The 13,365-nt window shown below is 71.1% G+C and carries 9 protein-coding genes; 5 read left to right on the top strand and 4 right to left on the bottom strand.

Features of this window, described 5'->3' with window-relative positions; genetic code table 11:
• Positions 1–7: 7 nt before the first annotated feature.
• Entirely contained in the window at positions 8–1,249 is a 1,242-nt protein-coding gene (locus ACPXCS_RS00170; RefSeq protein ID WP_425945802.1) for a DUF4185 domain-containing protein, read from the top strand.
• Here the strand turns inward: ACPXCS_RS00170 and ACPXCS_RS00165 are convergent.
• Positions 1,185–2,201: a bile acid:sodium symporter family protein gene (locus ACPXCS_RS00165; RefSeq protein WP_425946106.1), complete on the bottom strand. Its 1,017-nt coding sequence runs from the start codon at positions 2,199–2,201 to the stop codon at positions 1,185–1,187. The genes ACPXCS_RS00170 and ACPXCS_RS00165 overlap by 65 nt on opposite strands.
• A gap of 173 nt (positions 2,202–2,374) precedes the next feature.
• On the opposite strand from ACPXCS_RS00165, the gene ACPXCS_RS00160 reads away from it, so the two are divergent.
• The 3 genes from ACPXCS_RS00160 to ACPXCS_RS00150 all read left to right on the top strand — a co-directional run bounded on the left by ACPXCS_RS00160 (position 2,375) and on the right by ACPXCS_RS00150 (position 6,333).
• Positions 2,375–3,256 (top strand): LysR substrate-binding domain-containing protein, encoded by an 882-nt coding sequence (locus ACPXCS_RS00160; RefSeq protein WP_425945801.1) that lies wholly within the window; start codon positions 2,375–2,377, stop codon positions 3,254–3,256.
• Between the two features lie 300 nt (positions 3,257–3,556).
• A complete protein-coding gene (locus tag ACPXCS_RS00155; protein WP_425945800.1) occupies positions 3,557–5,383 on the top strand; it encodes an AMP-dependent synthetase/ligase in 1,827 nt (608 codons plus the stop codon).
• 158 nt (positions 5,384–5,541) lie between these two features.
• The gene (locus ACPXCS_RS00150) at positions 5,542–6,333 is read left to right on the top strand and encodes an aldo/keto reductase (RefSeq protein ID WP_425946105.1); all 792 of its coding nucleotides are present in this window, start codon (positions 5,542–5,544) and stop codon (positions 6,331–6,333) included.
• 72 nt (positions 6,334–6,405) lie between these two features.
• On the opposite strand, the gene ACPXCS_RS00145 is transcribed toward ACPXCS_RS00150, so the two are convergent.
• From ACPXCS_RS00145 to ACPXCS_RS00135, 3 genes are all read right to left on the bottom strand, one after another.
• Positions 6,406–7,107 carry an SDR family oxidoreductase gene (locus tag ACPXCS_RS00145; RefSeq protein WP_425945799.1) on the bottom strand — a complete coding sequence of 234 codons (702 nt, stop codon included), beginning with the start codon at positions 7,105–7,107 and terminating at the stop codon, positions 6,406–6,408.
• Positions 7,108–7,188: 81 nt separating this feature from the next.
• Entirely contained in the window at positions 7,189–8,091 is a 903-nt protein-coding gene (locus tag ACPXCS_RS00140) for a class I SAM-dependent methyltransferase (RefSeq protein WP_425945798.1), read from the bottom strand.
• A gap of 148 nt (positions 8,092–8,239) precedes the next feature.
• On the bottom strand, positions 8,240–9,961 hold the full coding sequence (locus ACPXCS_RS00135) for a glycoside hydrolase family 6 protein (protein WP_425945797.1): 1,722 nt from the start codon (positions 9,959–9,961) through the stop codon (positions 8,240–8,242).
• Between the two features lie 397 nt (positions 9,962–10,358).
• Here ACPXCS_RS00135 and ACPXCS_RS00130 point away from each other — a divergent pair, with 397 nt between their 5' ends.
• Complete coding sequence (locus ACPXCS_RS00130) at positions 10,359–13,277, top strand: glycoside hydrolase family 48 protein (RefSeq protein ID WP_425945796.1); 2,919 nt, start codon at positions 10,359–10,361, stop codon at positions 13,275–13,277.
• Positions 13,278–13,365 lie beyond the last annotated feature (88 nt).

Raw genomic sequence — 13,365 nt, 5'->3', positions numbered from 1 at the left:
ACGGGGCGTGCCCGACGACGCATACGCAGCACGAGCACGACAGCGCACGGGAACCGGGATCGGCCTGCTGCTGGTCCTGGTTCTCGGGGCCGCGCTGCTCATCGCCCGGCCGGACGACGAGGACACCGGCCCCGACGACGGCGCCTGCCGGGCGCGCACGGTCGGCTCCTGGCAGGCGGACGAGCGCCTCACCGCCGAGTTCGCCCGCTACGGCGACGACGCCTCCCGCACCGACGACTGGACCGGCGGCGACGGCACCCACTCGGTCCGGCTGCCGGACGGCCGCGTGCTCTGGCTGTTCTCCGACACCTATCTGGGCCGGGTGCACGCCCCGCCCAACCCGCACGGCGAGTCCTACGCCTGGCGGGACACCACCGCGCCGCTGGTGCGCAACTCGGCCGTGCTGATGCGCGACGGCCGCCTCGAATCGACCCTGCCCGCACCGCTGTTCGCCGACCCGGCGCCGCACCAGTGGCGCTGGCCGGTCGCCGCCCGTGTCGAGCCCCGCTCCCCCGGCGCCGAGGAGAAGGTCGTCCGCGTCCTGCTGTGGGTCCGCACGGCCGGCCCCTCCCCGTGGATCTACGGCGTGCCCACCGCGACCGAGGTCGCCACCCTCTCCCTGCCCGGGCTGCGCCTGGAGTCGGTCGTCAGGGTGCTCGACCAGCAGCTGGTCCCCGACCCGTCCCGGCGTGTGCTGTTCGGCACCACGCTGGTCGAGGAGGACGGCTGGACCTACGTCTTCGGCGGCGACGACGGCCAGGCCGCGTCCCGCCCGGCCTCGCACGCCCACGCGGCCCGCGTGCCGGAGGGCCGGCTGGCGGACCCGGCGGCCTGGCAGTACTGGGACGGCTCCGACTGGACGGCCGGCGCCCGGCCCCGGCCGGTGCTCGGGGACGGGCGGCGGCGGGGCGTGGGCAGCGCGTTCTCGGTGGTGCGGGACGGCGGGACCTATGTGCTGTTCACGATGGCCACCGGCACCAGGGGTCTGACCACCGTGGCCGCGTACTGGGCCTGCTCGCCCGGCGGCCCGTGGCACGGCCCGGTGAAGGAGTTCAGCCCGCCGCTGCCGCCGGGCCAGGTCGCCGCCTACAACCCGCAGGCGCATCCCGTGCTGAGCGGGGAGGGGCGGCTCGTGCTGAGCTACGACGTCAACTGGCTGGAGACGGCGAGCGCCGCCGACCGGCTCAGCCGGAACGTGTCCCTGTACCGACCGCGGTTCGTGACGCTGCGGCTGGCTCCGGCGCGCTGACCTCGCCCGCGCCGGGGTCGTGCGAGCGGCGTCTGGCGATCACCGCGCAGACCATGAGCTGCATCTGGTGGAACAGCATCAGCGGCAGCACGGCCAGCGAGGCGTGCGCGCCGAACAGGACGCTCGCCATGGGCAGTCCGGCGGCCAGGGACTTCTTCGAACCGGCGAACTGCAGCGTGATCCGGTCCTCCCGGCCGAAGCCCAGCGCCTTCCCGCCGTACCAGGTCAGCAGCAGCATCACGGCGAGGAGCACGGCCTCGACGGCCAGCAGCCCGCCCAGTTGCAGGGGGCTGACCCGGTGCCAGATGCCCTGGACCATGCCCTGGCTGAACGCGGCGTAGACGACGAGCAGGATCGAGCCGCGGTCCACCAGGCCCAGGACCTTCTTGTGGCGGGTGACGAACCCGCCGATCCAGCGGCGCAGCAGCTGCCCGGCGACGAACGGCACGAGCAGTTGCAGCACGATCCGCAGCAGCGAGTCGGCGGAGAAGCCGCCGCCGCTGCCGCCGAGCAGGGAGGCCGCGAGCAGCGGGGTGGCGAGGATGCCCACGAGGGAGGAGAAGGAGCCCGCGCAGATCGCCGCGGGCACGTTGCCGCGGGCGATCGAGGTGAAGGCGATCGACGACTGCACGGTGGACGGGACGAGCGTCAGGAACAGCAGTCCCTGGTACAGCGGGTGCGTCAGGATCACCGGCACCAGCCCGCGGGCCGCCAGGCCGAGCAGCGGGAAGACGGCGAAGGTGCAGGCCAGGACCGTGATGTGGAGCCGCCAGTGGCGCAGTCCGTCCAGCGCCTCGCGGGTGGACAGCCGGGCCCCGTACAGGAAGAACAGCAGGGCGATCGCCGCCGTGGAGGCGCCGGAGGCCACCTCGGCACCGGTCCCGCGCGCCGGGAGCAGCGCGGCGAGGCCCACCGTCGCCAGCAGGAGGAGGACGTACGGGTCGATCGGCATCCGGCGCGGCCGGCGCAGGCGTTTCACGTGGCTCCACTCACTCGGTACGGACTCGGGCGGACGGGTCCCGGGAGGGCCGGGACGGCCCCCTTCCATCCTGCTCCTCCCCTCGGCGATCGGGAATCCCGTACACCGCTCTGACTGTCATCACGTTCCGCGATAGCGTGGCGGGCATGTACGACCCCTCGCAGCTGCGGACCTTCCTGTCGGTGGCGCAGACCCTGAGCTTCACGCAGGCCGCGCGGCGCCTCGGGCTGCGGCAGTCGACGGTGAGCCAGCACGTACGGCGGCTGGAGGACGCGGCCGGGCGGACGCTGTTCACCCGGGACACCCACTCGGTGGAGCTCACCGAGGACGGCGAGGCGATGCTGGGTTTCGCGCGCCGCATCCTGGAGGTGCACGAGCAGGCGGCGGCGTTCTTCACGGGCACCCGGCTGCGCGGCCGGCTGCGCTTCGGCGCCTCGGAGGACTTCGTGCTGACCCGGCTGCCGGAGATCCTGGAGGGCTTCCGGCACGAGCACCCCGAGGTCGACCTGGAGCTGACGGTGGAGCTGTCGGGGACGCTGCACGAGCAGCTGGCCGCCGGGAAGCTCGACCTCGTCCTCGCCAAGCGGCGGCCCGAGGATCCGCGCGGCGAGCTGGTCCGGCACGACCGGCTGGTGTGGATCGGCGCGGAGCGCCTGCGGCTGGACCCGGACCGCCCGGTGCCGCTGATCGTCTATCCGCCGCCGGGCATCACCCGCGCCCTCGCCCTGGAGGCGCTGGAGCGGCAGGGCCGCGAGTGGCGCGTGGTGTGCACCAGCGGCAGCCTCAACGGCCTCGTCGCGGCGGCCCGGGCGGGTCTGGGTGTGATGGCCCACTCGCGCGGTCTCATCCCGCCGGGCCTGGTCCGGGTCCCGGACCGGGCGGGCCTGCCGGAGCTGGGGCAGGTCGACTTCGTCGTGGTCCACGGCCCTCGCCGGTCCGCCGCGCAGGGAGCGGCGGACGCCCTGGCGGCGGCGCTGCTGTCCGGCGGCGACCGGCTGCACCGCACCGCCCGCAAGGGGGGCCTGTAGGCAACCGGAGTGACGAAATCCGCCGTCGGCGCGCTGACAGAAGTGACGCCGCGCCGGTGGCCGGCACCCGGCCGCTGGAGTCGTACAGATTCGGTGGAGATTACGCCACCGAAACTTACTCAACCGTCAGGTTTCTGTCCGACCCTTCCCCATGTGCGCGCTTTTTCCCTCGCTGACCAGCGCGGACGAGAGCGCTGCTCACCTTCGACCCCCCTCCCGCACATTGGTTGCTTGGGGTAGCTTTCACGGCGCTGTGCGGAGCGTCACTCATCAGAAGCGCTGAGGAGCGGGGAGCGGGGTTTGCACGAGTTTTCCAACCCTCCGTTGGCGTTGGCACCTGCGGTGGGCGGTCTGGCCGACGCGGTCTTCCAGCATGCCCGGGAGGACCCGCTGCACATCGCGCTCGGCCGCAAGGACGACTCCGGGCAGTGGCGGGACGTCACCAGCGCCGAGTTCCGCGACGAGGTCCTCGCCCTGGCGAAGGGGCTGCTGGCCGGCGGCATCCGGTTCGGCGACCGGGTCGCGATCATGTCCCGCACCCGCTACGAGTGGACGCTGTTCGACTACGCGCTGTGGACGATCGGCGCCCAGGTGGTGCCCATCTACCCGACGTCCTCCGCCGAGCAGTGCTTCTGGATGCTCTACGACGCCGAGGTGACGGCCGCGGTCGTGGAGCACGAGGACCACGCCATGACCATCGCCACCGTCATCGACCGGCTGCCGCAGCTGCGCCGCCTGTGGCAGCTGGACTCCGGCGCCGTGCACGAGCTGTACGACGCGGGCGCGCACCTCGACGACGAGATGGTGCACCGCCACCGGCAGGCCGTCACGCCCGACTCGGTCGCCACGATCATCTACACCTCGGGCACCACCGGCCGCCCCAAGGGCTGTGTCATCTCGCACGGCAACTTCATGTACGAGGCGGACACGGTCATCGAGCGCTGGGAGCCGGTGTTCCACTCCCGGAAGGGCGACGAGGCGGCGACCCTGCTGTTCCTGCCGCTGGCCCACGTCTTCGGGCGGATGGTCCAGGTCGCCGGCATCCGCGGCAAGGTCAAGTTCGGCCACCAGCCGCAGCTCAACGCGGCGGCCCTGCTGCCGGACCTGGCCGCGTTCAGGCCGACGTTCTTCCTCGCGGTGCCGTACATCTTCGAGAAGGTGTTCAACGCGGCCCGCCGCAAGGCCGAGAAGGAGGGGCGCTCCGGCCCGTTCGAGAAGGCCGTGGACGTCGCCATCAAGTACGCCGACGCGGTGGAGGCCAGGGCCTGGGGCACCGGGCCCGGCCCCTCGGCGGGCCTGCGCATGCAGCACCAGCTGTTCGACAAGCTCGTCTACGCCAAGATCCGCGCCGCGATGGGCGGCCGTATCAAGCACGCCATGTCCGGCGGCTCGGCGATGGACCGGCGGCTGGGGCTGTTCTTCGCCGGCGCGGGCGTGCACATCTACGAGGGCTACGGCCTGACCGAGTCCACCGCCGCGGCGACCGCCAACCCGCCCGGGCGGACCCGGTTCGGCACGGTCGGCCAGCCCATCCCGGGCATGACCGTGCACATCGCGGACGACGGCGAGATCTGGCTGCGCGGGCAGAACGTGTTCCAGGGGTACCTCAACAACCCCAAGGCCACCGACGAGTCCCTGCACGACGGCTGGCTGGCCACCGGCGACCTGGGCTCGCTCGACGAGGACGGCTACCTCACCATCACCGGCCGCAAGAAGGAGATCCTGGTCACCTCAGGCGGCAAGAGCGTCTCGCCCGGGGTGCTGGAGGAGCGCGTCCGCGACCATCCGCTGGTCAACCAGTGCATCGTGGTCGGCAACGACCGCCCGTACATCGCCGCCCTGATCACCCTCGACCAGGAGGCCGTGGAGCACTGGCTGACCATGCGGAACAAGCCGCAGATGCCCCCGGCGCAGCTGGTGCGCGACGCGGACCTGGAGACGGAGGTGCGGCGTGCGGTGGTCGCCGCCAACACCCTCGTCTCGCAGGCCGAGTCGATCCGCACCTTCCGCATCCTGGCCCAGCCCTTCACCGAGGAGCACGGGCTGCTGACCCCGTCGCTTAAGCTCAAGCGCAAGGCGATCGAAAAGGCGTACGAGAACGAGGTCGAGGCCCTGTACCGGGCGTGACGTGCGGTGCCACGGGGCAGGCGTGGTCTGTGAATTCTCCCGTCAGGAATGCATCACGGCCCGTGATCGTTGACGATGGGAGTGCCACTGACCACAAACCGAAGGATCGAGAGCTCGTGAGCAAGGTCCCCCCGATCATCCTGAACAACGGCGTCGAGATGCCCCAGCTGGGCTTCGGCGTCTGGCAGGTGCCGGACGACGAGGCCGAGGCGGCCGTCACGACGGCGCTGGAGGCCGGGTACCGCAGCATCGACACAGCGGCGATCTACGGCAACGAGGAGGGCACCGGCAAGGCCATCGCCGCCTCCGGTCTCCCCCGCGAGGAGCTCTTCGTCACCACGAAGCTCTGGAACGCCGACCAGGGGTACGACTCCACACTGCGCGCCTTCGACACGTCGCTTCAGAGGCTGGGCCTGGACTTCGTCGACCTGTACCTCATCCACTGGCCGATGCCGGAGCGGGGCACGTACGTCGACACCTACAAGGCGTTCGAGAAGCTGCACGCCGACGGCCGGATCCGGGCCATCGGTGTCTCGAACTTCCTGCCCGAGCACCTGGAGAAGCTGATCGGCGAGACGTCGGTCGTGCCCGCGGTGAACCAGATCGAGCTGCACCCGCACCTGCAGCAGCACGACGCGCGTGAGTACCACGCGGAGCGGGGCATCGCCACGGAGGCCTGGTCGCCGCTGGGTCAGGGCAAGGGCCTGCTGGAGGTCCCGGCGATCGTGGCCATCGCCCGCAAGCACGACCGCACGCCCGCGCAGGTCGTGCTGCGCTGGCACATCCAGCTGGGCAACGTGGTGATCCCGAAGTCCGTGACGCCCTCGCGGATCAAGGAGAACATCGAGGTCTTCGACTTCAGCCTGGACGCCGAGGACCTGGCGGCGATCAGCGCCCTGAACGAGGACCGGCGCCTGGGCCCCGACCCGGCCGAGTTCAACGGATCCTGAACCGCACGGGCAGCGCCCCGGTTCCGACGCCCCGACGGGCCCGGGACCGGGGCGCTGCCCGTGTGCGCCCGTTCAGACCGGTTGCCCCACCGGCCGTACGACGACCGTGTTGACGTCGACGCCGGCCGGCTGGCGCAGCGCCCAGACCACCGAGTCCGCGATCTGGCCGGCGGTGAGGAGGTGGCCGGGCGGGAGGCTGCCGTAGGTGTCCCAGAAGGGCGTCTCCGTGCGGCCGGGCGCGACCAGGGTCACACCCACGCCCCACTCGGTGACCTGCCGCCGGGTGTTCTCCGCCAGCCCGGTCACCGCCCACTTGGTGGCCCCGTAGATGTTGCCCGGCGTGTGCACGAACCCGGCGACACTGCCGACCAGCACGATCCGGCCGCGCGTCTCCTTCAGGGCGTCCACGGACGCCCGGATCAGCAGGGCCGGGCCGAGGACGTTGGTCAGCACCATGTCGGTCCAGCCGGCCGGATCGCCCTCGGCGACCGTGTCGTGGGTGGCGAAACCGGCGTTGGCGACGGCCGTGTCCAGCCGGCCGAACGCCTTGACGGTGGTCTCGACCGCGGAGCGGACGTCGTCGTACACGGCGGTGTCCCCCGCGATCGTCAGCAGTTCCCCGGGCCGCCCGAGCTCCTCGGCGAAGGCGCGCAGCCGCTCCTCCCCCCGCCCGGTGACGGCGACCCGGTACCCGGCGTCCAGCAGCCGCCGGGCGACGGCGGCGCCGATGCCGCTTCCCCCGCCGGTGATGAGCGCCACCTGGTTCTCGGTCATGGATTCCCCCTGCGTAAGCGGTCGGATGTGCGATGCCGGGGAGTCCATCAGTTGAAGCACGCTCGAAGTCAAGGTCCCGGGTCAGACCGCCCGGACCGCCGTGTGCACGGTGTGCGCCTCCAGGACGAACACGTCCGGGCGACGGCGCAGGCCCGCGGGGTCGTCGGGGTCGAGGAGACGGTCGAGGGTCGCGACGTCCTCGGCGTCGAGGGCCCCGGTGAGCCGGTCCCGGACCCCTGACAGGGACGCGATCGCATGGGCGCGCGCCCGGTCCGAGGCGGGTGCGGGCAGATCCAGCAGGAAGGTGTGCGTCCGGGCGGGCTTCAGGCCCGCGGCGGCCAGCAGGGCGGGCCAGTCCTCCGTCTCCGCGACATGGCCCGGCAGGTCGCGGCGCATCTGTGTGAACCACTCCGCCTCCACCGCGTCGATCCGCGCCTGCAGGCCGGGCCGGCCGAGGCCGAAGTCCCGCGGCAGGTGACGCGGCGGCAGACCGCCCTCCATGAGGGCCAGCGTGCCGCCGGGCGCGAGGCGCCGCGCGAACGCGGCGAGCGCGGCCCGCTGGTCGCCGAGGTGGTGCAGGCTGCGGCCGGCCCAGAGCAGGTCGGCCGGGTAGTCGAGTTCGCCGAGCGCGTCCGGGAGTTCACCGGCGATCGTGCCGAAGCGGTCGGCGCCCCCCTGCCGCTCGGCCCGGGCCCGGGCCCGTTCCAGCAGCGGCTCGGACCCGTCCACCGCGACGATCCGCGCGCCCGGGAACGTCTCGGCGAACAGGCACGCCACCACGCCCGGGCCGCTGCCCGCGTCGACGATCAGCCCCGGCTCGGTCACCTCCTGCGCCAGCCAGCCCAGGGCCCGCTCGTACAGGGGTGCGAACAGTTCCGCGGAGGCTTCCAGTACCGGGCCCATCTCGGCCCAGTCGATGTCCGTGTGTGCGTGGTGGTGGGCCAGCCCGGGCCCGGCCGGGTGGTCGTGGTGGTCGTGCGCCATGGGGGTCAGCCTCTCGCTCGGATGCGGTCAGCGTGCGCCGACGCACCGCGAGAAGGCCACCGTTGTTGCCGCTCCCGCAAGAGGTCCGCACCCCGATCCGCCGGGGCGGCAAGCCCCGGCGGACCCGTGGGGACGGGGTGTCAGCCGCTCATGACAGCGGCGGGTAGGCGTTCTGCATCAGCTGCCGGAACTGGGCGGAGAACCAGCGTCCGGAGATCGGCGCGTCCGGCAGGGCACCGGACATGTTGTTGTTGTTGCGCGGGTTGCCCGTGTAGGTCGGGTCGCACATCCGGTCGAAGCCCTTGCCCTCGTCGTTGTCGATGGCCTTGCTCGACCCGTCGGACTCGCCCGGGGGCTTCATCCACACGTAGGCGTCGATCCCGGCGGCGGGGCTGGCCTGCGGGCGCTCGCCGAGGCCGGCTCCGGCCTGGTTGCACCAGTTGCCCAGGTGGATGCGGCGGTCGTAGCGGCCGCCGTCGACATAGGCGTCCACGGAGGTCTGCGGGCCGGGGCCGGCGGGCCGGGCGGTGCCGCCCCAGCCGTTGCGGGAGGTGTCGATCAGCATGCCGATGCCGGAGGGGAAGCCGATCGAGACCAACTGGTTGCGGAAGGCCTGGGCGAAGGAGAGTTCGTCGGTGTAGCGGTTCCAGTCGACCCACTTCGACTCGCGCACGGACTTGCCCGCGACGTTGTCGCTGATGGAGAAGTTGTTCTCCTTCAGGGCGCTGTAGTTGGCCGTGTTGGTGATGAAGCCGTGGACGTCGTTCACGGTCGCGCCCTCGGCGGTCGCCGCCTCCTTGAACAGGGCGGCGGAGGGGGCGAAGTTGTCGTCCCAGCCGATCCAGCCGTGGTGGCCGGCGTCGACGTAGTTGTAGACGTTCGGCACGTCGCCGAGCTTGTTCAGCGCGTAGCCGACGCCCTTGACGTAGTTGCCGTTGGCCTTCATCACGTCGCACTGGGGGACGGCGGTGGGGCGGCTGCCGGTGTTGGTGACGAGGTTGGGCAGGGAGTCGATCTCGACCGTGGTGACGATCCGCAGCGAGGCGTACTTCGGGTCGGCGAGGATCGCCTTGATCGGGTCGATGTACTCGGTCTTGTAGCGACCGATCTCGTCGGCCTTCAGCTCGCCGTTGGAAGCCAGGGCGGAGCAGTCCCGGCCGGGCAGGTTGTAGATGACGAACTGGATCACGAGTTCGCCGGAGCCCTTCTGGCGCAGGGCCTCGTCGAGGTGGGCGCGCAGGCCCATCTTGCCGCCGGCGCCGTTGATCGCGGCGATCCGGTCCAGCCAGACACCGGTCGGCTGGTTGGCGACGCGGCTGCCGCCCGGCTCGGCCGCGGCGTTCGCCGACCACTCCGGGTTCACGTACGCCTTGGCGCCCACGTAGGGGTTGTCGACCCGGTTGGCGGGACCGCCCGGGTCCGGCGGATCCGTCGGGCCGCCGGAGCCGCCGTCGTCGACGTTGCAGGTCACGCCGTCGAGGGTGAACGTGGCGGGGATCGCGTTGCTGCCGCTGTAGCTGCCCTGGAAGCCGAAACTGACCGAGGCCCCGGTCGCCAGCTGGGCGTTGTAGCTCTCGTTGGCCGCGGTGACGGCGGCACCGCTCTGGCTGATCCTGGCGTTCCAGCCGCTGGTGACCTTCTGGTCTCCGGCGTAGGACCACTTCAGCGACCAGGAGGACTTGGCGGCGCTGTTGTTGGTGAGGGTCACGGCGGCGGTGAAGCCGGTGCTCCACTGGTTCTGGATCTTGTAGTCGACGGTGCAGGGGACGGCGGCGGTGCCGAGGCCGCCCGGGTCGACGGCGAACGCGGTGCCGGTCGCGCCGGCGACCAGGGCCATGGCGGCCAGTAACACTGTTCTCGTACGGCTCATGAGTGCGGATGTCCCTTTCGCTGGGGGTGTCAGCCGTTCAGGGCGCGCTCCGAAAGGACACGAGGAACCCGGCACCGGCATGCGCGCAGCAGGGGGCGGCCGCGCGGGCGGCGGCTAAAAGTACTGAACGCGAGAGGTGTCGCATGAGCGACTCCTTGCAGGTCGGGCCCGCCGTGACGGACGCGTCGACTGATGGAATCGCTCCCACTGGTGTCCAGGAAGGTAGCGCCAAGTACCGGGGATGAACAGGGGAGTTGCCGACTTTCCCGGAGCGGGCCGTGTCGAATCTTTTCGACTCTTCGAACATCTTGACCAGTACCTGACGTGTCTTCACTATGGGAGCGCTCCCACTGGTTCAAGCCTTGACTTCTCCGAGCCGCAAGGAGGAACCAGCACCATGCATCCCCCACCCGTCGGACGCAGAGGCGTACGCCGCCTGTGGACCGCCGCCCTCGCAGCTCTCGCGCTTCCGCTGACGATGCTCTCCTCGGGGTCCACTCCCGCCCAGGCGGCGCCGCTCCAGTGCAGCGTCGACTACAAGACCAACGACTGGGGTTCCGGTTTCACGGTGGACCTGACCCTCACCAACCGCGGCACGGACGTCATCGACGGCTGGACGCTGACCTACGCCTACTCCGGCAACCAGAAGCTGGGTAACGGCTGGAACGGCACCTGGTCGCAGTCCGGGCAGAACATCACCGTGAAGAACGCCGCGCACAACGCCCGGGTCGCGGCGGGCGCGGCCGTCTCCACCGGAGCCCAGTTCGGCTACAGCGGCACCAACACCGCGCCGACGTCCTTCTCGGTCAACGGCACCCCGTGCACCGGCGCGCACCAGCCGCCGATCACCGTGCTGACCAGCCCGGCGGCCGGCGCCGTCTACACCCAGGGCGAGGCCGTCCCGCTGGCCGCCACGGCCGCCGCCGCGGACAACGCCACCATCAGCAAGGTCGAGTTCTACGACGACACCACGCTGCTCGGCACGGACACCAGCGCGCCGTACGCGCTCTCGGTCTCCAGCTTGACCGCGGGCAGTCATTCCCTGGTGGCGAAGGCGTACGACAGCCTTGGCGCCTCGGCCAATTCCACGCCGGTGGGCATCACCGTCGCCTCCGGTCCGGCCGTGGTCGCATCCCCGCTCCAACTGGGCGTGCAGTCCGGCTCGTCGGGCACGTACGAGGTGAAGCTGTCCAAGCAGCCGGCCTCCAATGTGACGGTGACCTCGGCCCGCGCGAGCGGCAACACGAACCTGTCGATCTCGTCCGGCGCCTCGCTCACCTTCACGCCGCAGAACTGGAACACCGCGCAGAAGGTGACGGTCACCGCCGCGAACTCCGGTTCCGGGTCGGCCGTGTTCGAGTCGACGGCGGCGGGTCACGCCAAGGCCGCGGTCACCGTGACGCAGCTGGGCGCGACCAAGGCGTACGAGGCGCGCTTCCTGGAGCTGTACGGGAAGATCACCAACCCGGCGAACGGCTACTTCTCCCCCGAGGGCATCCCGTACCACTCGGTCGAGACGCTGATCGTCGAGGCGCCGGACCACGGCCATGAGACCACTTCGGAGGCGTACAGCTACCTGCTGTGGCTCCAGGCCATGTACGGCAAGGTGACCGGCGACTGGTCGAAGTTCAACGGCGCGTGGGAGCTCATGGAGAAGTACATGATCCCCACCAAGGCCGACCAGCCGACCAACTCCTTCTACAACGCCTCCAAGCCGGCGACGTACGCGCCCGAGCTGGACACGCCGAACGAGTACCCGGCCAGGCTCGACAGCGGTGTCCCGGTCGGCCCGGACCCGATCGCGGCCGAGCTGAAGAGCGCGTACGGCACGGACGACGTCTACGGCATGCACTGGCTGCAGGACGTGGACAACGTCTACGGCTTCGGCAACGCGCCCGGCAAGTGCGAGGCGGGCCCGTCGGACACCGGCCCGTCGTACATCAACACCTTCCAGCGCGGCGCGCAGGAGTCGGTGTGGGAGACGGTGCCGCAGCCGACCTGCGACGCCTTCAAGTACGGCGGCAAGAACGGCTTCCTGGACCTGTTCACGGGTGACGCCTCGTACGCCAAGCAGTGGAAGTTCACCAACGCGCCCGACGCCGACGCCCGGGCCGTGCAGGCCGCCTACTGGGCGGACCTGTGGGCGAAGGAGCAGGGCAAGGGCGGGCAGGTCTCCGCGACGGTCGCCAAGGCGGCCAAGATGGGCGACTACCTGCGCTACTCCATGTTCGACAAGTACTTCAAGAAGATCGGCAACTGCGTCGGGCCTTCGACCTGCCCGGCGGGCACCGGCAAGGACGCCTCGATGTACCTGATGTCCTGGTACTACGCCTGGGGCGGCGCCACCGACACCAGCGCGGGCTGGGCCTGGCGCATCGGCTCCAGCCACGCCCACGGCGGCTACCAGAACCCGCTGGCCGCGTACGCGCTCGCCAACCACGCCCCGCTGAAGCCGAAGTCGGCGACGGGCGCGGCGGACTGGGCCAAGTCCATGGACCGGCAGCTGGAGTTCTACCGCTGGCTGCAGTCGGAGGAGGGCGCCATCGCGGGCGGCGCGACCAACAGCTGGGCGGGCCGGTACGCGACCCCGCCCTCGGGCAAGTCGACGTTCTACGGCATGTACTACGACGAGAAGCCGGTGTACCACGACCCGCCGTCCAACCAGTGGTTCGGCTTCCAGGCGTGGTCCATGGAACGGGTCGCCGAGCTCTACCAGCAGACGGGCAACGCGCAGGCCAAGACGGTCCTCGACAAGTGGGTCAACTGGGCGCTGTCCAAGACCACGTTCAACCCGGACGGAACCTTCCGCATCCCGTCGACGCTGCAGTGGTCGGGCCAGCCCGACACCTGGAACGCGTCGAGTCCCGGCTCCAACAGCGGGCTGCACGTCAGCGTGGTGGACTACACCAACGACGTCGGGGTGGCGGCCGCGTACGCCAAGACGCTGACGTACTACGCCGACCGCTCGGGTGACACCGAGGCCGCGGCGGCCGCGAAGAAGCTGCTGGACGGGATGTGGGACAACCACCAGGACGCCCTGGGCATCGCCGTCCCGGAGAACCGGGCCGACTACAACCGGTTCGACGACCCGGTGCACGTCCCGAGCGGCTGGACGGGGACGATGCCGAACGGCGACGCGATCAACTCGTCGTCGACGTTCGACTCGATCCGGTCCTTCTACGAGGACGACCCCGCGTGGTCGAAGATCGAGAGCTATCTCGCGGGCGGGGCCGTGCCGTCCTTCACGTACCACCGGTTCTGGGCCCAGGCGGACATCGCCCTGGCCATGGGCTCGTACGCGGAGCTTCTCGAATAGCCCCCGCCGGGCGCTCCGCGGGTGAGCGGTTGCGTCCGAGGCTCCGCGTTCGTGGTCCCGTCACCTGACGACGGGGCCGGCCGGCCGG

The organism is Streptomyces sp. DT190 (genome assembly GCF_049846985.1).
In the GTDB taxonomy this organism is placed as follows: Bacteria; Actinomycetota; Actinomycetes; order Streptomycetales; family Streptomycetaceae; genus Streptomyces.
The sequence above is the reverse complement of the archived record's forward strand: the minus strand, read 5'-3'. Positions and strand labels throughout refer to the sequence as shown.